This is a genomic window from Mycobacterium sp. NPDC049093 (genome assembly GCF_040704635.1).
In the GTDB taxonomy this organism is placed as follows: Bacteria; Actinomycetota; Actinomycetes; order Mycobacteriales; family Mycobacteriaceae; genus Mycobacterium.
Genome location: NZ_JBEZJS010000003.1, coordinates 730,842 through 752,892, shown reverse-complemented (window position 1 = coordinate 752,892; position 22,051 = coordinate 730,842). Strand labels below are relative to the sequence as shown.

General features: G+C 66.8%; 25 protein-coding genes. 15 read left to right on the top strand and 10 right to left on the bottom strand.

What is annotated here, in order from left to right; genetic code table 11:
- Positions 1-5 precede the first annotated feature (5 nt).
- The 3 genes from AB0876_RS14120 to mntR all read right to left on the bottom strand — a co-directional run bounded on the left by AB0876_RS14120 (position 6) and on the right by mntR (position 3,197).
- Complete coding sequence (locus AB0876_RS14120) at positions 6-1,229, bottom strand: SfnB family sulfur acquisition oxidoreductase (protein ID WP_526042221.1); 1,224 nt, start codon at positions 1,227-1,229, stop codon at positions 6-8.
- Positions 1,226-2,395: an LLM class flavin-dependent oxidoreductase gene (locus tag AB0876_RS14115; protein WP_526042220.1), complete on the bottom strand. Its 1,170-nt coding sequence runs from the start codon at positions 2,393-2,395 to the stop codon at positions 1,226-1,228. The genes AB0876_RS14120 and AB0876_RS14115 overlap by 4 nt, the downstream gene beginning before the upstream one ends.
- A 76-nt stretch (positions 2,396-2,471) precedes the next feature.
- Positions 2,472-3,197, bottom strand: coding sequence for a manganese-binding transcriptional regulator MntR (gene mntR / locus AB0876_RS14110; protein WP_055113112.1), 726 nt, complete (start codon positions 3,195-3,197; stop codon positions 2,472-2,474).
- Positions 3,198-3,277: 80 nt separating this feature from the next.
- Between mntR and AB0876_RS14105 the strand changes: the two genes are divergently transcribed.
- The 6 genes from AB0876_RS14105 to bla all read left to right on the top strand — a co-directional run bounded on the left by AB0876_RS14105 (position 3,278) and on the right by bla (position 9,921).
- A complete protein-coding gene (locus AB0876_RS14105; protein ID WP_491838770.1) occupies positions 3,278-4,264 on the top strand; it encodes a bifunctional riboflavin kinase/FAD synthetase in 987 nt (328 codons plus the stop codon).
- A 97-nt stretch (positions 4,265-4,361) separates the two neighbouring features.
- Entirely contained in the window at positions 4,362-4,631 is a 270-nt protein-coding gene (gene rpsO / locus AB0876_RS14100) for a 30S ribosomal protein S15 (protein ID WP_055113116.1), read from the top strand.
- A gap of 37 nt (positions 4,632-4,668) precedes the next feature.
- Entirely contained in the window at positions 4,669-5,142 is a 474-nt protein-coding gene (gene lppU / locus AB0876_RS14095; protein WP_526042350.1) for an LppU family putative lipoprotein, read from the top strand.
- 304 nt (positions 5,143-5,446) lie between these two features.
- A complete protein-coding gene (locus tag AB0876_RS14090; protein ID WP_491838771.1) occupies positions 5,447-7,699 on the top strand; it encodes a polyribonucleotide nucleotidyltransferase in 2,253 nt (750 codons plus the stop codon).
- A gap of 29 nt (positions 7,700-7,728) precedes the next feature.
- On the top strand, positions 7,729-9,018 hold the full coding sequence (locus tag AB0876_RS14085) for a M16 family metallopeptidase (RefSeq protein ID WP_491839334.1): 1,290 nt from the start codon (positions 7,729-7,731) through the stop codon (positions 9,016-9,018).
- Positions 9,019-9,036: 18 nt separating this feature from the next.
- Positions 9,037-9,921: a class A beta-lactamase gene (gene bla / locus AB0876_RS14080; RefSeq protein WP_526042219.1), complete on the top strand. Its 885-nt coding sequence runs from the start codon at positions 9,037-9,039 to the stop codon at positions 9,919-9,921.
- Here bla and AB0876_RS14075 read toward each other — a convergent pair.
- From AB0876_RS14075 to ald, 3 genes are all read right to left on the bottom strand, one after another.
- Entirely contained in the window at positions 9,913-10,383 is a 471-nt protein-coding gene (locus tag AB0876_RS14075; protein ID WP_526042218.1) for an Hsp20/alpha crystallin family protein, read from the bottom strand. The two genes, bla and AB0876_RS14075, sit on opposite strands and share 9 nt — an antisense overlap.
- A 127-nt stretch (positions 10,384-10,510) precedes the next feature.
- The gene (locus AB0876_RS14070) at positions 10,511-11,065 is read right to left on the bottom strand and encodes a DUF4334 domain-containing protein (RefSeq protein WP_526042217.1); all 555 of its coding nucleotides are present in this window, start codon (positions 11,063-11,065) and stop codon (positions 10,511-10,513) included.
- Between the two features lie 96 nt (positions 11,066-11,161).
- On the bottom strand, positions 11,162-12,277 hold the full coding sequence (gene ald / locus AB0876_RS14065; RefSeq protein WP_491838775.1) for an alanine dehydrogenase: 1,116 nt from the start codon (positions 12,275-12,277) through the stop codon (positions 11,162-11,164).
- A 97-nt stretch (positions 12,278-12,374) separates the two neighbouring features.
- Between ald and aldR the strand changes: the two genes are divergently transcribed.
- Entirely contained in the window at positions 12,375-12,884 is a 510-nt protein-coding gene (gene aldR / locus AB0876_RS14060; RefSeq protein WP_064935636.1) for an HTH-type transcriptional regulator AldR, read from the top strand.
- 2 nt (positions 12,885-12,886) lie between these two features.
- Here aldR and AB0876_RS14055 read toward each other — a convergent pair whose 3' ends face one another.
- Positions 12,887-13,657, bottom strand: a complete 771-nt coding sequence (locus tag AB0876_RS14055) for an META domain-containing protein (RefSeq protein ID WP_526042216.1) — start codon at positions 13,655-13,657, stop codon at positions 12,887-12,889.
- 114 nt (positions 13,658-13,771) lie between these two features.
- Between AB0876_RS14055 and AB0876_RS14050 the strand changes: the two genes are divergently transcribed.
- From AB0876_RS14050 to AB0876_RS14030, 5 genes are all read left to right on the top strand, one after another.
- A complete protein-coding gene (locus tag AB0876_RS14050) occupies positions 13,772-14,164 on the top strand; it encodes a hypothetical protein (RefSeq protein ID WP_526042215.1) in 393 nt (130 codons plus the stop codon).
- 77 nt (positions 14,165-14,241) lie between these two features.
- Complete coding sequence (gene dapB / locus AB0876_RS14045) at positions 14,242-14,979, top strand: 4-hydroxy-tetrahydrodipicolinate reductase (protein WP_491838778.1); 738 nt, start codon at positions 14,242-14,244, stop codon at positions 14,977-14,979.
- Entirely contained in the window at positions 14,976-15,446 is a 471-nt protein-coding gene (locus AB0876_RS14040) for a hypothetical protein (RefSeq protein ID WP_491838779.1), read from the top strand. The genes dapB and AB0876_RS14040 overlap by 4 nt, the downstream gene beginning before the upstream one ends.
- Positions 15,443-15,898, top strand: a complete 456-nt coding sequence (locus AB0876_RS14035; RefSeq protein WP_491838780.1) for a flavodoxin family protein — start codon at positions 15,443-15,445, stop codon at positions 15,896-15,898. Before AB0876_RS14040 ends, AB0876_RS14035 begins: the two co-directional genes overlap by 4 nt.
- A gap of 13 nt (positions 15,899-15,911) precedes the next feature.
- Positions 15,912-16,376 (top strand): hypothetical protein, encoded by a 465-nt coding sequence (locus tag AB0876_RS14030; protein WP_491838781.1) that lies wholly within the window; start codon positions 15,912-15,914, stop codon positions 16,374-16,376.
- A 7-nt stretch (positions 16,377-16,383) separates the two neighbouring features.
- Here AB0876_RS14030 and AB0876_RS14025 read toward each other — a convergent pair whose 3' ends face one another.
- Together AB0876_RS14025 and AB0876_RS14020 are read right to left on the bottom strand one after the other, a co-directional pair.
- The gene (locus tag AB0876_RS14025; protein WP_491838782.1) at positions 16,384-17,301 is read right to left on the bottom strand and encodes an HpcH/HpaI aldolase/citrate lyase family protein; all 918 of its coding nucleotides are present in this window, start codon (positions 17,299-17,301) and stop codon (positions 16,384-16,386) included.
- Positions 17,302-17,323: 22 nt separating this feature from the next.
- Complete coding sequence (locus AB0876_RS14020) at positions 17,324-18,073, bottom strand: dienelactone hydrolase family protein (protein WP_526042214.1); 750 nt, start codon at positions 18,071-18,073, stop codon at positions 17,324-17,326.
- 42 nt (positions 18,074-18,115) lie between these two features.
- On the opposite strand from AB0876_RS14020, the gene AB0876_RS14015 reads away from it, so the two are divergent.
- Together AB0876_RS14015 and AB0876_RS14010 are read left to right on the top strand one after the other, a co-directional pair.
- Complete coding sequence (locus tag AB0876_RS14015) at positions 18,116-18,916, top strand: thymidylate synthase (RefSeq protein WP_526042213.1); 801 nt, start codon at positions 18,116-18,118, stop codon at positions 18,914-18,916.
- Positions 18,913-19,404: a dihydrofolate reductase gene (locus AB0876_RS14010; protein WP_491838785.1), complete on the top strand. Its 492-nt coding sequence runs from the start codon at positions 18,913-18,915 to the stop codon at positions 19,402-19,404. Before AB0876_RS14015 ends, AB0876_RS14010 begins: the two co-directional genes overlap by 4 nt.
- On the opposite strand, the gene AB0876_RS14005 is transcribed toward AB0876_RS14010, so the two are convergent.
- Entirely contained in the window at positions 19,386-20,627 is a 1,242-nt protein-coding gene (locus AB0876_RS14005) for a hypothetical protein (protein WP_526042212.1), read from the bottom strand. The genes AB0876_RS14010 and AB0876_RS14005 overlap by 19 nt on opposite strands.
- 96 nt (positions 20,628-20,723) lie before the next feature.
- Between AB0876_RS14005 and AB0876_RS14000 the strand changes: the two genes are divergently transcribed.
- Positions 20,724-21,923, top strand: a complete 1,200-nt coding sequence (locus AB0876_RS14000) for a winged helix-turn-helix domain-containing protein (RefSeq protein ID WP_491838787.1) — start codon at positions 20,724-20,726, stop codon at positions 21,921-21,923.
- Positions 21,924-22,051: the final 128 nt, after the last annotated feature.

Genomic DNA, 22,051 nt, shown 5'->3' with positions numbered 1-22,051 from the left:
GGCGCTCAAAGCTGGCCGTGGCGAGGCGGATTCGTGCCGGAGAGCGTGTAGTTGCCGATGTGGCGGATCTTCCAGCGCGTGGCATCGTGCAGCGTGTGGGTGCGGGCGTCACGCCAGTACCGCGACAGGTTGCCCGACGCCGAGGCGCTGCGGGTGCCGCCGAATTCGAACAGTGCGCTGCCGGCCTCCACCGCGGCCCGGGCGGCGGCCACCTTGGCGATTGCGACCGCGATCGAGGCCTCCGCGGCGCTGTCCTCGGTGAGATCGGCACGGGCCGCGTCGACCTGCCGGGCGGCTTCGGCGAGCAACGCCTGCGCGCCCCGCACCGTCACCGTCAGCTCACCGGCGACCTGTACGAGGGTCGGATCCTCGACGGCGCTGGACACCGACGCCTCGAAATGCGGACGGGCGTTGGCCGCCTGACGCACCCCTTCCTCCAGCGCGGCTGTCGCGATGCCCACGTCCAGGGCCGCGTGCAACAGCTGAGCCCGCGCCCCGTAGACCGTGGGCCGCGTGAAGATCGGGCTGAACTCGACGACGTGCTCCGCCGACACCTCGACGGCATCGAGCGTGACGGTGCCCGAGGCCGTGGTCCGCTGGCCCATGCCATCCCAGTCGTCGACAACCTCGAGCCCACGGGCATCATGGGGGACGAACGCGATGGCCTTGGGCGTGGCGGCCGTCGGCACCAGCCCCGAGCCATCCGAGCGCGACGCCCGCACGATCAGCCAGTCGGCGAACAACGCTCCCGTCGAGTAGTACTTGCGGCCGTCGAGTAGATTGCCCGAGCCCGAGCCCGAGGCGGTGAGCGTCGTGGTGTCCACGTCGATGGGATGCGGTCCACGTTCCGACTGGGCATTGGCGAACAACGCCCCGTCCAGTACCAGCCCGTAGAAATAGGCCTGCTGCGCCGGCGTGCCCTGCAGCCGCAGGGCCTCCAGGAACGTGAAATGCGAGTGCGGGATCTGTGCGATCGACGGATCACCGTGCGCCAGTAGACGGAACACCTCGCCGAGCACCGACACAGGCACGTCGAGCCCGCCGTACTCGGTCGGCACGGTCAGCGCCAGCAGGCCTGACTCCTTGAGCGCCTGAACCTGCTCGTGCGGCAGGATCCGGTGCGCGTCACGGGCGCCGGCGGCTTCGGCGAACGCCCTCGACAACCGCGCCGCCGCGCCCAGCGCCGTCTCCACCGACGTGATGCGGGTGGCGCCGGCCAGATCGGTCATCGCGGTGCACCGACGAAGGGGATCGACGCGGGCGCACCGGTTTGTGCGCCTCCGCCGAACAGCCCGCGCTCACGCAGGATCGGCACCACACCCTCACCGAACCAGAACAGCTCCTCCAGGTGCGGATAGCCCGAGAAGATGAACTCGTCGATGCCGATCTCGGCGTACTCGGCGATGCGGTCGGCCACCTCGGTGTGGCTGCCCACCAGCGCGGTGCCCGCACCGCCGCGCACCAATCCGACTCCCGACCACAGGTTGGGGGCGATCTCCAGGCTGCGGGCATCACTCCAGGTGCCGTTGGCGCGGTTGGTCTCGTGCAGGGCCAACATGCGCTTCTGGCCTTCGGACTGGCTGCGCGCCAGCCCGGCCTGTGCTGCGGCCACGGTGTCCTCGTCCAGCGCAGCGACCAGGCGGTCGGCCTGGGCCCACGCCTCCTCGGACGTGTCACGCGAGATGGTGTGCAGGCGGATACCGAATCGCAGCTTGCGTCCCTGCTCCTCGCCGAGCGCCCGGATCCACTCGATCTTCTCCCGCACCGCGGCCGGCGGCTCGCCCCAGGTCAGGTAGACGTCGGAGTGCCGGGCCGCCACCGGGCCGGCCGCCTGCGAGCTGCCGCCGAAGTACAGCGGCGGAATCGGGGTCGGGGGCAGGGCCAGCGAGGCCTCCTCGACGTCGATGTACTCACCCTTGTGGGTCACAGTCTCGCCGGCCCACAACCGGCGCACCACGTCGAGGAACTCGTCGCAACGTGCATACCGGGCGTCCTTGTCCAGGTGGTCGCCGAAGGCCCGCTGCTCGTGTGCCTCGCCGCCGACGACGACGTTGAGCAGGATCCGGCCGGGTGCATGTCGGGCGAACGTCGCGGCCATCTGCGCCGACAGCGTCGGGCTCACCAGGCCTGGGCGGAAGGCCACCAGGAACGCGAGCGACGTAGTCTCGCGGGCCAGCAGCGCCGCGGTGATGAAGGCGTCCTCGCACCAGGCACCCGTCGGGATCAGCGCGCCGGTGAAACCGAACCGCTCCGCCGAACGGACGATCGAGGCCAGGTAGTCGATCGAGGCCTCGCGGTCGCCGCCGGCAGAACCGGCGGGCGTGCCGTGGCCGCCGCCGACGATGAGCCGGCTGTCGCCGTAGGTGGGTAGGAACCAGTGCAGAGAGACAGTCACGAACAGGACATCTTGGTGCCGAAACGGCTCTTGCACACGGGTAAAAATCGCGGTGATCGTGTCTCCGCAGGGGCGATCAGCTCGCGACGACCCAGATCGCCTCGGCCGCCGGATTGCCCAGCTCGACCTGGACGCTGGTGTCGTCTCCCGCGGTGGCGGCGCTGCCGGCCTTACCCGGACTTTGTACGGCCACCGAGATCACGCCGGCGAAATCGCGCCGCGCCACCACCCGGACCCGCGAATCGAGGCTGATCCCGACGCTGTCGAAATACCGCAACATCTCCGGATCGGCATCGGAGATCCGGGCCACCGTGCCGGCGTCGCCGTCCTGGCAGGCCGAGAGCTGGCGGGCCGGCGGCGTGGGCACCTGGCCGTCGGCGGCCGGGATCGGATCTCCGTGCGGATCGCGGGTGGGGTGGCCCAGCTTGGCGTCGATCCGGTCCAGCATCCGGTCGGACACCGCGTGCTCGAGGATCTCGGCCTCGTCGTGCACCTCGTCCCAGCCGTAGCCCAGCTCCTGGACCAGGAACGTCTCCATCAGCCGGTGCCGGCGGACCATCGCCAGCGCCGCGCGCCGGCCGGCATCGGTCAGCGTCACCGCGCCGTACTTCTCGTGGTGGACCAAGCCCTGGTCGGCGAGTTTGCGAATGGATTCGGACGCCGTGGATGCCGACACGCCGATCCGCTCGGCCAGCAGTTTTGTGCTGACCTTTTCGCGAGACCATTCCTGGGCCGTCCAGATGACTTTCAGATAGTCCTGGGCAACCGTGGAGAGGTCTTGGTGGTTACCGTCTGGACTCACAGTAGGAAAGTTTAGGCAATCATCACCTGATCGGGGGATCTAGAGCAGACCCCGGCGCGTTCGGGTCGTAGGCTGATCGCGTGCAGCGCTGGCGTGGGCAGGACGAGATCCCCACGGACTGGGGCAGGTGTGTAGTCACCATCGGGGTGTTCGACGGGGTTCACCGCGGACACGCAGAGTTGATCAGCCATGCGGTGAAAGCCGGCCGATCACGCGGAGTACCGGTGGTTCTCATGACCTTCGATCCCCATCCGATGGAGGTGGTGTTTCCGGGCAGTCATCCGGCACAGCTGACCACGCTGACCCGGCGTGCCGAGCTGGTCGAGGAACTCGGTGTGGACGTATTCCTGGTCATGCCGTTCACCTCGGATTTCATGAAGCTCACCCCCGAGCGCTACATCCACGAGTTGTTGGTCGAAGACCTGCACGTGCTCGAAGTGGTGGTGGGGGAGAACTTCACCTTCGGCAAGAAGGCCGCCGGGAATGTCGCGATGCTGCGCAAGGCAGGGGAGCGGTTCGGCTTCGCGGTCGAGAGCATGTCGCTGGTCACCGAATCGCTCGATGCCGAGCATCGCGACGAGCGGGTCACCTTCTCCTCGACATACATCCGGTCCTGCGTCGATGCCGGTGACGTCGTGGCCGCCGCCGAAGCCCTGGGCCGTCCGCACCGCGTCGAAGGCGTGGTGGTGCGCGGCGACGGGCGCGGCCGGGTACTGGGGTTCCCGACCGCCAACGTGGCACCACCGATGTTCTCGGCGATTCCGGCGGACGGGGTGTACGCCGCCTGGTTCACCGTGCTGGGGCACGGGCCGGTGATGGGCACCGTGATCCCCGGCGAGCGGTATCAGGCCGCGGTGTCGGTAGGCACCAACCCGACCTTCTCCGGACGAACCCGCACGGTCGAGGCGTTCGTGCTCGATACCGAGGCCGACCTGTACGGCCAGCACGTCGCGGTCGATTTCGTGTCCAGGATCCGGGGCATGGAAAAGTTCGACCGGGTGGAAGAACTGGTCGCAGAGATGAAGCGGGACGCCGACAAGGCGCGCACGATTCTGAGTTCACACTGACTCGCTGCTAGACTTCCTGCTGATCCGGCGCACGCTGCAGTCCGCGGTGGCTGTGCCGAGAATATGTTCGCGGGACTGAAATGATGGAGTTACTTTCGTGGCGCTTACTGCCGAGCAGAAAAAAGAAATCCTGACCAGCTACGGTCTGCACGAGACCGACACCGGTTCGCCGGAGGCCCAGGTCGCCCTGCTGACCAAGCGGATCTCGGATCTGACCGAGCACCTCAAGCAGCACAAGCACGACCACCACTCGCGTCGCGGTCTGCTGCTGCTCGTCGGCCGTCGTCGCCGGCTGCTGAAGTACGTCGCCCAGGTTGACGTGGCGCGCTACCGCTCGCTGATCGAGCGCCTCGGGCTGCGTCGCTGACGCGGCGTCAGTGCCAACACTTACCGCGGCTGCCCCTCTGGGGGCAGCCGCGCTACTTTTCATCGGCGGTTTGACCGCATGCTCGTCCGCTGCGGCCGCGGACATGAAGGCAGGGGACTGCCTGAAGATGAGCGGCACGTACGAGCGCCCGGATTCCAGCCGCGCCGAGTGCGGCAGCGACGCGTCGAACTACAAGGTCATCTCCACCGTCACGGACAGCGACCAGTGCCCAGTCGACGTCGACACCTATTACTCGGTGCGCAGCGCCTTCAGTGACGAGACCCAGACGCTCTGTCTGGACATCGACTGGATCGCCGGCGGCTGTATGAGCATCGATCCGGAGAACGACAAAGACCCGTATCGGGTGGACTGCGCGGATTCGTCTGCGCCGCACCGGCAACGGGCCACCGAGGTTCTGCGCGGGGTGTCGAACGTCGATCAGTGCGCCAGCGGGGTGGGCTACGCCTACTCGGAACGCCAGTTCACCGTATGCGTGGAGGACGTGTCCTAGCTGGCACGGATGGCTGTTGGGCCGTTGCTCCCGTGTAACATGAGGGCGTTCAGTGGCTGGAATCTGCGCTGAACACAGGTGCGGCACCCGCGAACCGCGGGCGCTGTTCCTGCGAGTCATATCGGGCCCGCCGGACGGGCGGTCTTCGGTAGTGGCTGCCGGAACCCCGACACAGGGATCATCTCTGCGGGGTCCATCCGGCCGCTTCGATCGACGGCCGTAGCCGTATCCAGGGCCCGTGGCGTATCGCCACCGTGACGCCGCGAAAACAGTTGAATGAATTCGAAAGAGGCCAACGGACTCTATGTCTGTAGTTGAACTTGAAGACGGTGTGTTCGAATCCACCGCAACCCTCGACAACGGGAGCTTCGGCACCCGCACCATCCGTTTCGAGACCGGGCGGCTTGCGCAGCAGGCCGCCGGCTCCGTCGTCGCCTACCTCGACGACGAGACCATGCTCCTGAGCGCCACCACGGCCAGCAAGACGCCGAAGGACCACTTCGACTTCTTCCCGCTGACCATCGACGTCGAGGAGCGGATGTACGCCGCGGGCCGGATCCCCGGCTCGTTCTTCCGGCGTGAGGGCCGTCCGTCGACCGATGCGATCCTGACCTGTCGCCTGATCGACCGGCCGCTGCGCCCGTCGTTCGTCAGCGGTCTGCGTAACGAGATCCAGGTCGTGGTGACGGTGCTGAGCCTGGATCCGAAGGATCTGTACGACGTGCTGGCCATCAACGCCGCGTCGGCGTCGACGCAGATTTCCGGCCTACCGTTCTCCGGCCCGGTCGGCGGCGTGCGCGTCGCCCTGATCGAGGGCCAGTGGGTCGCCTTCCCGACCGTCGAGCAGCTGGAGAAGGCTGTCTTCGACATGGTCGTCGCGGGCCGCAAGGTGGGCGACGACGTCGCGATCATGATGGTCGAGGCCGAAGCCACCGAGAACGTGATCGAGTTGGTCGCCGGCGGCGCCCAGGCTCCCACCGAGGCCGTCGTGGCCGAGGGCCTTGAGGCGGCCAAACCGTTCATCGCGACGCTGTGCGATGCCCAGGCTGCGCTGGCGGAGAAGGCTGCCAAGGAGATCGCCGAGTACCCGCTGTTCCCGGATTACGAGGCAGACGTCTACGACGCCGTGGCCGCGGTGGCCACCGACGCGCTGTCGGAGGCACTGACCATCGCGGGCAAGCACGAGCGCGACGACCGCACCAACGAGATCAAGGTCGAGGTGCTCGAGCGTCTCGGCGACACCTATGCCGGCCGCGAGAAGGAGATCGGCGCGGCGTACCGCTCGCTGACCAAAAAGCTTGTGCGCCAGCGCATCCTGACCGACCACTTCCGCATCGACGGCCGTGGCGTCACCGACATCCGGGCGCTCTCGGCCGAGGTCGCCATCATCCCGCGGGCGCACGGCAGCGCGTTGTTCGAGCGCGGCGAGACCCAGATCATGGGTGTCACCACGCTGGACATGGTCAAGATGGCCCAGCAGATCGACTCGCTGGGGCCCGAGACCTCCAAGCGCTACATGCACCATTACAACTTCCCGCCGTTCTCGACCGGTGAGACCGGCCGCGTCGGCTCGCCCAAGCGTCGCGAGATCGGCCACGGTGCGCTGGCCGAGCGTGCGCTGGTTCCGGTGCTGCCGAGCGTCGAGGAGTTCCCGTACGCGATCCGTCAGGTGTCGGAGGCATTGGGCTCCAACGGTTCCACCTCGATGGGTTCGGTGTGTGCCTCGACCCTGTCGCTGCTGAACGCCGGTGTGCCGCTCAAGGCGCCGGTGGCCGGCATCGCCATGGGCCTGGTCTCCGACGAGGTCAACGGCGAGACCCGTTACGTGACGCTGACCGACATCCTCGGCGCCGAGGATGCCTTCGGCGACATGGACTTCAAGTGCGCAGGCACCAAGGACTTCGTCACCGCGCTGCAGCTCGACACCAAGCTCGACGGCATCCCCTCGAAGGTGCTGGCGGGCGCACTGAGCCAGGCCAAGGACGCGCGCCTGACCATCCTGGACGTGATGGCCGAGGCCATCGACGCCCCCGATGAGATGAGCCCCTACGCACCGCGGATCACCACGATCAAGGTTCCGGTCGACAAGATCGGTGAGGTCATCGGGCCCAAGGGCAAGATGATCAACTCGATCACCGAGGAGACCGGCGCGTCGATCTCGATCGAGGATGACGGCACGGTGTTCGTCGGTGCCTCCAACGGCGAAGCCGCGCAGGCCGCGATCGACAAGATCAACGCCATCGCCAACCCGCAGCTGCCCAAGATCGGTGAGCGGTTCCTCGGAACCGTGGTCAAGACCACTGACTTCGGTGCGTTCGTGTCGCTGCTTCCGGGTCGTGACGGCCTGGTCCACATCTCCAAGCTGGGCCGCGGCAAGCGGATCAACAAGGTCGAAGATGTGGTGAAGGTCGGCGACAAGCTCCGCGTGGAGATTGCCGACATCGACAACCGCGGCAAGATCTCGCTGGTGCTGGTTGACGAAGAGACTGCGGAGAAGGCGGATCCGGCTGCCGACGGCGCTCCGGCCACGGCCGACGCCGCTGCTGCCGAGTCCTGATCACCTCAGCTCGACACAAGGCGTTTGCACTGAATACCACTGATGTCCGCCGGACAGATCTGCCCGGCGGACTCCGGGTGGTCACTGAGTACATCCCGTCGGTGCGTTCGGCATCCGTCGGGGTCTGGGTAGGTGTCGGTTCCCGCGACGAAGGTCGAAGCGTCGCGGGCGCCGCCCACTTCCTGGAACACCTGCTGTTCAAGGCCACCCCGACGCGCAGCGCAGTCGACATTGCACAGGCTGTCGATGCAGTCGGTGGTGAGCTGAACGCGTTCACGACGCGCGAGCACACGTGCTACTACGCACATGTGCTCGACTCCGACCTGGAACTCGCCGTCGACCTGGTGGCGGACGTCGTGTTGCGGGGGCGTTGTGCCACTGAGGATGTCGAGGTGGAGCGCGACGTCGTCCTCGAAGAGATCGCCATGCGCGACGACGATCCCGAGGACAGCCTCGGTGACGTCTTCCTGACGGCGATGTTCGGCGATCACCCGGTCGGACGGCCGGTGATCGGCAGCGTCGAGTCCATCGAGACGATGACCCGCGCGCAACTGCACTCCTTCCACGTGCGCCGTTACACGCCCGAACGGATGATCGTGGCGGTTGCGGGCAACATCGACCACGACGTGGTCGTGTCGCTGGTGCGGCAGCATTTCGGTCCGCGCCTGGAACCCGGACGCAACGCGGTGGCTCCGCGCAAAGGGGCGGGACGTGTCGTCGGCAAGCCGTCGCTGCTCGTGGTCGACCGCGACGGGGAGCAGACCCATGTGTCGCTGGGCGTTCGTACGCCCGGCCGGCACTGGGAACACCGGTGGGCGCTGTCGGTGCTCAACACCGCCCTCGGTGGCGGCCTGAGTTCCCGTCTGTTCCAGCAGATCCGGGAATCCCGCGGCCTGGCCTACTCGGTGTATTCGACGGTCGACACCTTCGCCGACAGCGGTGCGCTCTCGGTGTACGCCGGCTGTCAGCCCGAGCGGTTCGACGAAGTGGTCCGGGTGACCACCGAGGTGCTGGAAGGCGTTGCCAGAGACGGGATCACTGCCGACGAGTGCCGGATCGCCAAGGGCTCGTTGCGTGGTGGGCTGGTGCTGGGCCTCGAGGACTCCGGATCGCGCATGCACCGGATCGGGCGCAGCGAGCTCAATTACGGTGAACACCGGACCATCGATCACACACTGGCCCAGATCGAGGCTGTCACCCTCGAAGAGGTCAATGCGGTGGCGCATCAGTTGCTGTCTCGCGACTACGGTGCGGCCGTACTCGGCCCGCATCGGTCGAAAAAGACTCTGCCGCAACAGCTTCAAACAATCGTCGGCTGACCCGCTAGGGTGGGTCCGATGACGGGACTCTCGCGGCGCAATGTTCTGATCGGTTCGCTCGTGGCGGCGGCTGCCGTCGGCGTCGGTGTGGGTAACGCCGCACCGGCGTTCGCGACCCCGGTAGACGACCAGATCGCCGAACTGGAACGTCGTGACAACGCCCTGATCGGCTTGTCGGCGACCAATCTGGATTCCGGTCGCACACTCATGCACCGGGCCGACGAGATGTTCGCGATGTGTTCGACGTTCAAGGGGTATGCCGCGGCGCGGGTACTGCAGATGGTCGGGCGTAAACAGATCTCTCTGGACAACCGGGTGTTCGTCGACCCGGAGGCCCTCGTACCGAACTCTCCGGTCACCGAGACCCATGCCGGTTCCGAGATGACACTGGCGGAGCTGTGCCAGGCGGCACTGCAGCGCAGCGACAACACTGCTGGCAACCTGCTGCTGAAAACGATTGACGGGCCTGCCGGTATCACCGCGTTCGCCCGCAGCATCGGAGATGAGCGCACCCGGCTGGACCGCTGGGAGGTCGAGCTGAACACGGCGATTCCCGGGGATCCGAGAGATACGTCCACTCCGGCGGCGCTGGCAATCGGATACCGCGAGATCCTGGCCGGTGATGCGTTGAGCCCGCCGCAGCGGCGCCAGTTGGAGGACTGGATGCGGGCCAACCAGACCTCGAGCGTGCGTGCCGGACTGCCGGAGGGCTGGACCACCGCCGACAAGACCGGCAGCGGGGACTACGGCAGCACCAACGACGTCGGGATCGCCTATGGGCCGAACGGGCAGCGGTTGCTGTTGGCGGTGATGACGCGGTCGCAGGCCGACGACCCGAAGGCCGACAACCTGCGTCCGCTCATCGGTGAGCTGACCGCGCTGATTCTGCCGTCGTTACTCTGATTGCTCGGCGGATTCGATTGCGGTCGAGCCGTTTTCGGTATCCTGGATCGCGATCTGACGGGCGCCGGCGGGGTTCTGCGACAACGGCACGCGCACGGTCAGGATGCCGCGCTCGTAGCCGGCGGTGATGTTTTCCTCGTCGGCCTCGGCGGGCAGGGTCACGGTGCGTAGGAACGAGCCGTAGGAGAACTCCGACCGCGCGGTGGTGTCGGCGCGCTCCGAACGCTCGGCCTTCACGGTCAGCTGGCCGTCGGCGACGGTGATCTGAACGTCGTTCGCCGGATCGATACCGGGGATCTCGGCCCGCAGTTCGTAGTGGTCCTCGGTGACCTCGTCCTCGATGCGCATGAGGTTGCGCTCGAAGATCGGACGCAGGCGGGGGAACGGGGTGATGCCGGCGAAGAACTCCGAGAGCTCGGGCAGCAGCGGGCGGGGCTGGTGCGCGACGGGCAGGTTGACCATGGGTGACTCCTCAGTCCTGGAACGTCGATCGGAGGAAAAGACCTTGTAACGCTTGCCCTTTCGATCCAAGCACCGACGTGGAGCCACTGGCCGAATGTGTGGTGAACAGCGCGCGTACGCGTGGCTGCTAGGTCACCCGCATCGAGTCGTCGCGCTGTAGGACGAAGAAATACGGCTTGCGGGAGTTCCGCAGGTCCATCGCCCCGATCACGGCGTCGTCGGACAGCCGCCGGAACACGTCGTTGATGGGCAGCTGGTCGTAGACCATCGTCGCGGTGTCCACGCCGCGGTAACGGGTGGTGCGCAACCTGGCCTTGGGCGCGCGGGTCTGCAGCAGGGGCCGCAACGCCGCGATCGGCCCTGTCATCGATCGGTTCCGGAGCAGGGGGATCTTGGTCGACACCGCGAGGCCGCCGAATGCCAGCAGCGGGTTGAGGGCCCACAGCGAGGTGCCGTCGCCGGCGGGGAACAGCAGGGGATGCACGGTCTCGGCATCGACGAACTGCTTGCCCCACCATCCGCTGGCCGCCAGTAGGCCATCCATCGGATGTCCGGTCGGCAGTTCGGCGCCGTGCCAGGTCCCGAGCATGAACTCCGGCTCCACAGCCTCGGCCGCGTCGAAGATTGCGAGCGCCTCAGCGGTGGTCGTCGGCACCGTGGGTAGCAACTGCTGCAGCAACATGGGCACAACGATACTTGACACGTGTCAAGTTTGGCTATGCCCGAGTGCAGATCGCCCGGCCGAAGGGACTCGGCCGGGCGATCGTGAGGGGTTTGCCTATGCCAGGACTGCGGCCGGATCGGTGAACGGCATGTCGAGATCGGCGGCGACCTGCTCGGACAGCAGCGCACCCTCGTGCGTCGACAGTCCCTTGGCCAGCGCCGCATCGGCCTCGCAGGCGGCCTTCCAGCCCCGGTCGGCCAACTTGAGCACATACGGCATGGTGGCGTTGGTCAGTGCGAAGGTCGACGTGCGCGGCACGGAGCCGGGCATGTTGGCCACGCAGTAGAACACCGTGTCGTGCACGGCGAACGTCGGGTCGTCATGAGTGGTGGGCCGGGAGTCCTCGAAGCAGCCGCCCTGGTCGATGGCGATGTCGACGAGCACCGCGCCCGGCTTCATGTGGGCCACGGTCGAATTGGTGACCAACTTGGGGGCCTTGGCGCCCGGGATCAACACCGCGCCGATCACCAGGTCCGCCTTCTTGACTGCCTCTTCGAGCTCCAAGCTCGACGAGTAACGGGTCTCGATGCCTGCGTTGGTCTCGTTGTCGATCTTGCGCAGTGTGTTGATGTTCAGGTCGAACACGGTGACGTGAGCGCCCATGCCCTTGGCGATGCGGGCCGCGTTGTAGCCGGCCACGCCACCGCCGATGACGACGACCTCGGCCGGTGCGACACCGGGGACGCCACCCATCAGCACGCCGCGGCCACCCTGCGTGCGCATCAGGTGATATGAGCCGACCTGCGCGGACAGTCGGCCCGCGACCTCGCTCATCGGGGCCAACAGGGGGAGGGCACCGTCAGCCGTCTGCACTGTCTCGTACGCGATCGAAGTGGTGCCCGAGGCGAGCAGCGCGTCGGTGCACTCCTTGGACGCCGCCAGATGCAGATAGGTGAACAGCGTCTGGCCCTTACGCATCCGCGAGTACTCCGCCGCGATGGGCTCCTTGACCTTGAGGAGCAGCTCGGCCTCGGCCCAGACCTGATCGGCAGTGGTAACGATCTCGGCACCTGCGGCCTTGAAGTCGTTGTCGGTGATGGCCGAGCCCTCGCCCGCGCCGGCCTGGATGATCACATCGTGGCCGCGTCGGGTCAGCTCCGCGACGCCCGCCGGGGTGATGGCCACGCGGTACTCGTTGTTCTTGATCTCGGTCGGGATACCGACGAGCATGATCGCTCCTTCAAAGTTGGGGTGCTGAAAATAATTGTGAAGAAGCTTCGATAAGTGAGCAATATCTCCGATGAAGATTCGTTAGAATCGTCGGACAATGGAAGATTCATCAAACTTGCCCGGGCGCGCGGCCCGTTCGCCGAAGGATGTTCGGCCTGATCTCGACGAGGTGGACCGGCGCATCCTGTTGGCGTTGCACGCCGATGCCCGCATGTCCAACAGTGCACTGGCAGAGGCGGTCGGTATTGCCGCGTCGACCTGCCACGGCCGGGTGCGCAGGCTCCAGGAGATCGGGGTGATCCGTGGCTTCTACACCGACATCGATCCGGCGGCCGTGGGACTCAGCCTGCAGGCGATGATCTCGGTGAGCCTGCAATCGAACGCGCGGGGCAAGATCCGCAACTTCATTGCCCATATCCGCACCCGGCCGCAGGTGATGGACGTGTACTTCCTGGCCGGGGGAGACGATTTCATCCTGCACGTGGCCGCACGTGACACCGATGACCTGCGGGCATTCGTGGTGGAGAACCTCAACGCCGACGCCGACGTTGCCGGCACGCAGACCTCGTTGATCTTCGAGCATCTGCGCGGGGCGTCACCGCTCTGAGGTCACTGGGCGCGCAGCACCAGACCGTTGCCGTCGGTGCCGGAGAGCTTCAGTTCGTCGGCGTCGATGGAAGTCTGGACTGTGCCCTTGAGTACCCGCAACACGGCCTGCTCGACCTCATTGACCTCCGGTGGGCAGGCCATCCTGGTGGTGGCCAGCGGACCGAACTCGATGACCGCCGGCGAACCGGAAACGGTTGCGCGGCCGGTGATTCGGTTGCAGCCCGTCGAACCGCTGACGGCCCCGTCGTCTCCGATGGTCAGTGTGGGCTTGGACTGCTCGAGTGCGACCGAGGTGCTGACCGCCTGCGCGGACACCAGGCTGGTGACCTGCCAGGTGGTGCCGGTGAGCGGTCGATCGGGGTCGGCCACTTTCTTGTCCCGCAGCGTGACGGTCGCAGCGTCGGTGTGCAATGTGAGGGTGTCGCCCGACAACGACCAGGTTGGCTTGGCGCCGAACAACTTTGAAACCCAGGCATCCGAATCGCCGACCGGTGGCGGGCAGGCCATCATGGTCATCGCCAGCTGGGTCGTGATCCGGCCATCGGCAAGATCGGCGGAGCCGGAACCGTGGTTGCAGCCCGCGAAGGTGCTGATCTGCTTCCCTTCGAAACCGACCGTGAGCGGTCCGCCGCCCGGGATCTGCTCACCCTCCACCTGTTGCGAGATGAAGGTGCGGCCGTTGAGGTCTGCGGCGTCGGCGGCCGCGTTCTCCGAACATCCCATGAACGCAAGAACGGCAACAGCGAACGGCACCACCTGGATAGGACGCATCGTTCCACCGTAGACGGCGAAGTCGGAGCCGCCCTGCGGTTGCGGCACCCCGATTGCCGGAAATCCTGATCTACTGTCACGCCCACGACGGCGCAGCCCGGCTACTGTGACGTCGTGGACCACACGGCAGCGCCCGGGCAGCCTGCGAGGGGCGGACCCGTGCACCGGTTGCCCCGCGGAGTCCGGATCGCCGACGTCACCGTATGTGTGGTGCTGTTCCTCGCGCAGGCCGGTTTGGGTTTGCTCGCGTTGTTGAGCTTCATGGCGTTGCCGATGAGCATCGACAACTGCGCCTACGAGGCATGCGGCGATGAGAAGTGGATCAAGTACGCCATGTGGACGGCGATCGCGTCGTTGGCGCCGGCCGGACTGTTCTTTTGTGTGGGCGTCATCCAGCTGGGACGCCAACGAATAGCGTTTTGGTGGGTGCTGATCGGCATTCTCGCGCAAGGTGGCGTCCTGGCGGCTGCTTGGCGCATGGCAGCGCTTGCCGGACCGATCAACTAGCGATCACACAACTGCACGCGCAGGCGGATCACGTCTCGAACGAAAGTTCGATGCCGTGAGGCAGTAGGCTCCCAACCATGCGAGTTGGTGTTCTCGGGGCTAAGGGCAAAGTCGGCGCGACCATGGTGCACGCGGTCGAAACTGCGGCGGATCTGACTTTTTCGACCGGGGTCGACGTCGGTGACCCGCTGAGCTTGCTCACCGACACCAAGACCGACGTGGTGATCGACTTCACCCATCCCGATGTGGTGATGGACAACCTGAAATTCCTCATCGACAACGGTATTCACGCGGTCGTCGGAACCACCGGATTCACCTGGGAGCGCATCGAACAGGTGGAGGCCTGGCTCAAGGAGAAGCCCGAGTCCGCGGTGCTCATCGCGCCGAACTTCGCCATCGGGGCCGTGCTGTCGATGCACTTCGCCCAGCAGGCGGCACGTTATTTCGAATCGGTCGAGATCATCGAACTGCACCACCCGCACAAGGCTGACGCTCCGTCCGGCACGGCCGCACGTACCGCCAAGCTCATCGCCGAGGCGCGAAAAGGTATGCCGCCCAACCCGGACGCCACCAGCACCGGTCTGGAAGGGGCCCGCGGCGCCGATGTGGACGGGGTGCCGGTGCACTCGGTGCGTCTGGCCGGCTTAGTGGCCCACCAGGAGGTGCTGTTCGGAACGCAGGGGGAGACGCTGACGATCCGGCACGACAGCCTGGACCGGTCCTCGTTCGTGCCGGGCGTGCTGCTGGCCGTGCGGAAGGTCGGCGAGCGGCCCGGCCTGACCATCGGCATTGAACCGCTGCTCGATCTGTCGTGAGCGACGGCGCGCGGTCGCTGCGCATCCAACTGGTGATCGGCTTCATGTGCCTGGCGCTGATCGTCTACTTCCTGATGCTGGGACGCACCGCGCTGATCTTCATCACCTCGGGTGAGCCGGCCGCGATCGGGCTGGGCGTGGCACTGCTGGTGTTCCCGCTGATCGGTATCTGGGTGCTCGTGACCACGCTGCGGGCCGGTCTGGCGCATCAACGATTGGCCCGGCTCGCCCGGGAACAGGGCATGGAACTCGACGTCAGCGAGCTGCCGACCCGGCCGTCGGGTCGTATCGAACGCGACGCGGCCGACGACCTGTTCGGAACGGTGAAGGCCGAGCTGGAGGCCGACCCGGACAATTGGGTTCGCTGGTACCGGCTGGCCCGCGCCTATGACTTCGCCGGTGACCGGGGCCGCGCGCGCGAGACCATGCGCACGGCGGTGCGGATGCAGGAACACCAGTCGTCATGACCAAGACGCTGCTGGTGGTGCATCACACGCCGTCTCCGGCAACGCGGGAGCTTCTCGAGGCGGTACTCGCCGGCACGCACGATCCGGACATCTCCGGGGTCGAGGTGCTGGCCAAGCCGGCGTTAGCTGCGACCGTCAGTGACATGCTGGCCGCTGACGGCTATTTGTTCGGCACCACAGCCAATTTCGGCTACATGAGCGGTGCATTGAAGCACTTCTTCGATACGGTGTACTACCCGAGCCTCGACCACGTGGCCGGGCGCCCGTACGGGCTGTGGGTACACGGCAACAATGACACGGTCGGTGCGGCGGGCGCGGTCGACAAGATTGTGACCGGGCTGGCGTTGGTCAAAGCGGCTGACGTGCTTGAAGTTACGGGAGTGGTGGACGGAGCCGTCCGTGAGCGCGCCTACGAGTTGGGCGGCACGTTGGCTGCCACTCTGATGGACTGACGAGAGGACAGCTATGCCGGGGATCGCCGAACTTGCACTCGGAGCCGCGCCCATCGCCGGTGGTGCGATGCTCGGGGTGATCGCAGGCAACCTCAAACCGCCGGACATCCGTGGCATGATCACCAAGGACCTCGATCTGTTGGACCGGTTGCCCGCCGAAGACGTCGAACGGAAAGCGCGGCTCAAGGCCAGTATCGACGAACGAATCGACGGCTTGATCGATGCGAGTGACCGCAGCCGCGAAATCCGTGAGGCCGCGATGTCCTACCGCGGGAACTGGCGGGACATCGTCGTTTTCATCTGCGCGCTGCTGTTCACGTTCATCTGGTGGAACGTCAGTCACAGCCGGTCCAACTGGCTGGTGATGTTCATCGCGATGATCATCGTGTCCGTCGCGGCGGGCATTTACGCCGGCCGCGGCATCGTCCGCGCGATCAACAACTTCATGCACCGCAACGACGACACACCGCGGGCCTGAGCGAACCTCAGTAGTGATACGTGTCGGACGGGGCCGGCACGTGGTCCGGATCGTCGCTGTACTCGGGTTCGTGGATGCCGTACGCCCTGGCCAGATCCAGGATCTTGTTGGCCCGGGCGATCCGGGGCAGGTCTGACCCGTTGCGGATCTCACCGCCGTCGCGCTGATATTCGGCGAAAAACTCCTTCGCCCAACTGATCTCGTCCTGAGAGGGGGCCAGGCCCTCGTTGACCGTCGGGCACTGATCGGGCGTCAGACAGATCTTGCCGGTCATTCCGAACTCGGCCGAGACCGCCGTGGCCTCCGACAGTCGCAGCGCGCTGGAGCCCACAGTGGGTCCGTCGATGGCGCCGGGCAGTCCGGCGGCCTTGGCGGCGATGGTGAAACGCGAGCGCGCGTACGCCAGCGTTGCCGGGTTGTCGCCGAAACCGGTGTCGCGCCGGAAATCGCCGATACCGAAGGCGAGCCGGAAGGCGCCCTTGGCCGCGGCGATCTCGGTGATCCGCTCCAGGCCCCGGGCGGTCTCCACCAGCGCGACGATGGGCACGTCCGGCAGGCGTCGGGCAGTCTCGGTGACATGGTCGACAGACTCGACCATGGCCAGCATGACGCCGCCCACCGCGCTGCCGGCCAACATCTCCAGGTCATCCGCCCACCACGGGGTGCCGAAGCCGTTGATCCGGACCCAGTCACTGTTGCCCTCGGCCAGCCAGCGGGTCACCTTCTCGCGAGCGGCGACCTTGTCCTTGGGAGCCACCGCATCCTCGATGTCGAGGACGACGATGTCGGCGCGGGAGCGGGCCGCCGGGGCGAATCGCTCGTACTGTGCGCCGTTGACCAGCAGCCAGCTCCGGGCTAATACCGGGTCGATCCGAAATCCGGGCTCGGTGGGGTGGGACTCGTCGGAGAAGGGCTGGTCATACACGCCGTCAATCGTCGCCTACCGACTACGCCGGGGTTAACGCGGCCCCGAACACCCGCTCGGTGTTCTCCCAGTGCCGCTGTGCAGCTGCCTCGTCGTACACCGCCGCGTGATCCGGCACCGCGAAGCCGTGGGCCGCGGGGTAGAACTCGATGGTGTGGTCGACGGCTGCGCCGGACAGCGCATCCTCCAACCGCTTGCCGTCGTCCTCGGTGAACGAGGCGTCGTTCTCGGCCGCGGCCACATAAACCGTGGCCTGGATCTTGTCGGCCAGCAGGTGGGGGCTGTCCGGATCGTCTTCGACCGCCAGCCGGCCGCCGTGGAAGGACAGCGCAGCCGCGACCCGCTCCGGCACCCGGGTGGCGACGATCAACGAGGCACGGCCGCCCATGCAGTAGCCGGTGGTACCGAACTTCTCGCCGGTGACGTCGGGCCGGGCGGCCAGATAGTCGAAGAACGCCTCGGCGTCCGCGGCGAAGATCTCCGGGGTGAGCGTGCTCATCAGCCCGAAGAGCTGCTTGCGCTGCTCCTGGTCGCTGAACACGGTGTTGAGGTCGAAGGGGCCCCAGCCCGGGTTGCGGTAGTAGACGTCGGGTACCAGAACGACATAACCGAATCCCGCCAGCTTGGCCGCCATCTCTTCCATCGTGGGACGTAGGCCGCCGGCGTCGGGAAACAGCACGACCCCCGGCCAGGGGCCCTCGCCGTCCGGGGTCGCGACGGTGACGCGGCAGGTGCCGTCGGCTGTGGTGATGGTGTCCTTGGTGGTCGGCATGGCTTCCGTTCTACTCCTCGTGGCGCCACGTAAGCTGGCCGTGTGCCGATCCAGACGCCCTACGAGGACCTGTTGCGGAAGGTGACCGAGCAGGGCGTGCCGAAATCCGATCGCACCGGCACCGGTACCCGCAGCCTGTTCGGGCACCAGATGCGCTACGACCTGGCCGCCGGCTTTCCGTTGCTCACCACCAAGAAGGTGCACACCAAATCGGTGATCTACGAATTGCTGTGGTTTCTGCGTGGCGATTCGAACGTGCGGTGGCTGCAGGACCACGGCGTGACGATCTGGGACGAATGGGCCAGTGAGACAGGCGATCTGGGTCCCGTGTACGGCGTGCAGTGGCGGTCGTGGCCGACACCGTCGGGCGAGCACATCGACCAGATCTCGAACGCGCTGGATCTGCTCAAGCGTGACCCCGACTCGCGGCGCAACATCGTCTCGGCATGGAACGTCGGCGAGATCCCCCAGATGGCGCTGCCGCCGTGCCACGCCTTCTTCCAGTTCTATGTCGCCGACGGCAAATTGTCCTGCCAGTTGTACCAGCGCAGCGCCGACCTCTTCCTCGGCGTGCCGTTCAACATTGCCAGCTACGCCCTGCTGACCCACATGATGGCCGCGCAGGCCGGGCTCGGCGTCGGTGAGTTCGTCTGGACCGGCGGCGACTGCCACATCTACGACAACCACGTCGACCAGGTGGCCCTGCAGCTCAGTAGGGACCCCAGGCCGTACCCAGAACTCGTTCTGGCGCAACGTGACTCGATTTTCGACTACACCTTTGAGGATATTGCGATTCTGAACTACGACCCGCATCCGGCAATCAAGGCGCCCGTCGCTGTATGACCGACGATCTTCGACAGCTGGCGATGATCTGGGCGCAGTCCACCTCGGGTGTCATCGGCCGTGACAACGGCATTCCGTGGCATCTGCGGGAGGACCAGGCCCGGTTCAAGCAGCTCACGCTCGGGCAGACGGTGGTGATGGGCCGGCTCACCTGGGAGTCGCTGCCGGCCAAGGTCCGCCCGCTGCCGGGCCGGCGCAACGTCGTGATCACCCGCGATCCCGGATACGTGGCCGACGGTGCCGAGGTACTGACCGGCCTCGACGACGTCTTCCGCGGCTGGGTGATCGGCGGATCGCAGATCTACGCCCAGGCCCTTCCGTTCGCGGTCCGCTGCGAGGTGACCGAGATCGACATCGACCTGCCACCAGCAGCGGGCGACGCGATGGCGCCAGGGCTCGACGACACGTGGACGAAGACCACCGGGGAGTGGCTGACCAGCAGCTCAGGTTTGCGTTACCGGTTCTGCAGTTACGTGCGCACGCGGTAACCGGCCAGTCTGCGGACCTCACTGTCGGGGTCGCCGGCGGCCAACTGGTCGATCCGTCGCTCCAGGTTCTTCACCACCTCGCTGTCGAGGTTTCCCGGACCCATCGGTCCGATCAGATCGCTGAGAACGATGACGGCGTGGCGGCGGATCACCGGCTCGGAATGGTCGAGTCCGACCCGGGCGCCCGGTAGGTCGGCCCCGTCCAAAGTGCAATACCCGGTTCCCGGTTTCAGAGCCTCTGCGACCGCCCCCGCGACCGCCGGATCGGCAAGCCCGGCGGCCAGCAGCGTGTAATCCAGCGGCAGGTGGGAGCGCCCCTGATCACGAAACGAACGGTACGGCGCAGCGACCGCGGCCGACCGGCTACCGGCCGGAAGACCGTTGCGCGCCAACACCTCCAGCCCGGCACCCAGGCGGCCGAGAGCCACGGCCACCCAGTCGTGCGCATTACCGCGCAGCGGCAGGGCCGCCCACAGCGCGTCCATCACCTCCGGCGTGGCGATGTTGAGGTCGGCCAGGAATTTGGCCCCCGTCCAGGCGGTCTCGGGATGGCCGAGCGCCGCAACTGCGACCGGTACGGCGGCAGCACCCGTGTCGAGCAGGAGTTCGGTTGCACGTTCCCGGCCGAGTTCGCAGCCGGGTCCGCGGACGAGACCGGCCGCCGCGGCGAGCGCCGCCACCCGCTGCTCGACGGGCAGGGCCAGCAGTTCACGTTCCGCCTCGGCAGAAGCCACGTACTCGGGGAAGTGACGCCGCAGCTCCTCGGCGGTCAACGAGCGGACCAGGAGATCGGCGTCTTCGTCGTCGAGGTAGACGACCACATCGTCGGGCAGGGTGCCGTCGGCGACGAGGGCGGTTCGCACCCCGGCCGCGATGGTCAGCATCGCCTCGGCGAACCGATCCCACGCCTGCTCCCACTGTGCGCGGGGAAGGCCTGTGACCGCTGCGCTGAGCCGATCACTCCACTGCGAATCGGTTTCACCCCACTCGTAGTCCTGATGCTCCCAATCCGGCGGGCTGAACCGGCAATCCGGCTCCTCGACCGACTCCTCGGTGGCCAGCGCCAGATTGGGAAGGTAGATCACCCCGGTGGTCTCGGCATAGAACTCGCCGAATGCCACGGCATACGGCGTCTCCGAGGCGGCTGTCGCGACCAGCGCGCGGACCGCATCCACGGCAGCCAGAGTCAACTCGGTCTCGAACGCATCCCAGTCCAACGCCACGCGGACCAGTATCGCTCCAATCCGCTCCGCTACTTGCGGGTGCTCTCGCTCCAATCCGCTCCGCTACTTGTCGGTGCCGTAGGGGACGATGGCAACGTGGCCACCCTCACCAGCGCACAGGCCCGCCGCATCGCCGTCGCGGCCCAGGGATTTCACGAATCCAAACCCCGCGGACCGGTCACCCGTGCGCATCTGCGCAGGTTGATCTCCCGTATTCAGGTGCTGCAGCTGGATTCGGTGTCGGTGGCGGTACGGGCCCATTACGCGCCGGTGTTCAGCCGGCTGGGGCCATACGACCGCGATGCGCTGGACCGGGCCGCCTGGTCACACAGCACACGTTCACCACGGCTTCTGACCGAGTACTGGGCGCACGAGGCCGCGTTGATGGCGGTGGAGGACTGGCCGCTGCTGCGGTGGCGGATGCGGGAGTACACGCACGGCCGATGGGGCACCGAAATCGTCCGGAAGAATCCCAAACTGGCCGACGACATCGTGGCGGCGGTCGCCGAGCTCGGGCCGTCGACCGCGGGCCAGATCGAGGCCCATCTCGAGTCCGAACCGCGCGGCCGCAAAGGTCCGTGGTGGGACCGCAGCGAGACCAAGTGGGTCGCCGAGGCGCTGTGGTCCTCGGGTGTCCTGACAACGGCGACGCGCGTCGGGTTCGCCCGCCACTACGACCTCACCGAGCGGGTGCTGCCGGCGGACGTGCTGGCTCGGCAAGTCGACGACGACGAGGCGGTGCGGGAACTGACCCTGCGCGCCGCGACCGCGCTGGGGGTCGGCACCGAGGCCGATATCCGCGACTACTTCCGGATGGGCGCGCGGCAGGTCAAGCCGGCGATCGCCAAGCTGGTGGCCGACGGAGAGCTCGAGGCCGTCGACGTCGACGGCACCCCGGCCTACCTGCGTGCAGGCCAGACGGTGCCGCGGCGCGACCGCGGGACGGCACTGCTGTGCCCGTTCGACCCGTTGATCTTCTTCCGGCCCCGGGTGGAGCGGTGGTTCGATTTTCACTACCGCATCGAAATCTACGTCCCCGCACCCAAACGCCAATTCGGTTACTACGTATGGCCGTTTCTGCTCGACGGTGAGCTGGTGGCACGAGTCGACCTCAAACGTACCGATGCGGCGCTGCAGGTGCTGGGTGCTTTCACCGAAGACGGTCGCGACCGTTCACGGGTCGCGGACGCGTTGGCGGCGGAGTTGTGCTCGATGGCGTCATGGCTCGGCGTCGACGACGTGACCGTCGGGCCGCGCGGTGATCTCGCCGACGCGCTGCGGACGGCATTGCGGTGAGTGCGACGTCGACATTGTCGGCTACGCAACGTAACTGGGTCACCGACGGACCAGCCGGCACCAAGGCGACCGGCGGCCAGAGCGGCGCCCCGGTCCGCTACTCATCTGTAGTGCAGGGCGATCATCGC

What these genes read in the sequence shown, in the direction of transcription:
- AB0876_RS14120 (WP_526042221.1), bottom strand. Translation starts at nt 1,229, where the DNA reads ATGACCGATCTGGCCGGCGCCACCCGCATCACGTCGGTGGAGACGGCG.
- AB0876_RS14090 (WP_491838771.1), top strand. Translation starts at nt 5,447, where the DNA reads ATGTCTGTAGTTGAACTTGAAGACGGTGTGTTCGAATCCACCGCAACC.
- bla (WP_526042219.1), top strand. Translation starts at nt 9,037, where the DNA reads ATGACGGGACTCTCGCGGCGCAATGTTCTGATCGGTTCGCTCGTGGCG.
- AB0876_RS14075 (WP_526042218.1), bottom strand. Translation starts at nt 10,383, where the DNA reads ATGGTCAACCTGCCCGTCGCGCACCAGCCCCGCCCGCTGCTGCCCGAG.
- AB0876_RS14070 (WP_526042217.1), bottom strand. Translation starts at nt 11,065, where the DNA reads ATGTTGCTGCAGCAGTTGCTACCCACGGTGCCGACGACCACCGCTGAG.
- ald (WP_491838775.1), bottom strand. Translation starts at nt 12,277, where the DNA reads ATGCTCGTCGGTATCCCGACCGAGATCAAGAACAACGAGTACCGCGTG.
- aldR (WP_064935636.1), top strand. Translation starts at nt 12,375, where the DNA reads ATGGAAGATTCATCAAACTTGCCCGGGCGCGCGGCCCGTTCGCCGAAG.
- AB0876_RS14055 (WP_526042216.1), bottom strand. Translation starts at nt 13,657, where the DNA reads ATGCGTCCTATCCAGGTGGTGCCGTTCGCTGTTGCCGTTCTTGCGTTC.
- dapB (WP_491838778.1), top strand. Translation starts at nt 14,242, where the DNA reads ATGCGAGTTGGTGTTCTCGGGGCTAAGGGCAAAGTCGGCGCGACCATG.
- AB0876_RS14035 (WP_491838780.1), top strand. Translation starts at nt 15,443, where the DNA reads ATGACCAAGACGCTGCTGGTGGTGCATCACACGCCGTCTCCGGCAACG.
- AB0876_RS14030 (WP_491838781.1), top strand. Translation starts at nt 15,912, where the DNA reads ATGCCGGGGATCGCCGAACTTGCACTCGGAGCCGCGCCCATCGCCGGT.
- AB0876_RS14020 (WP_526042214.1), bottom strand. Translation starts at nt 18,073, where the DNA reads ATGCCGACCACCAAGGACACCATCACCACAGCCGACGGCACCTGCCGC.
- AB0876_RS14010 (WP_491838785.1), top strand. Translation starts at nt 18,913, where the DNA reads ATGACCGACGATCTTCGACAGCTGGCGATGATCTGGGCGCAGTCCACC.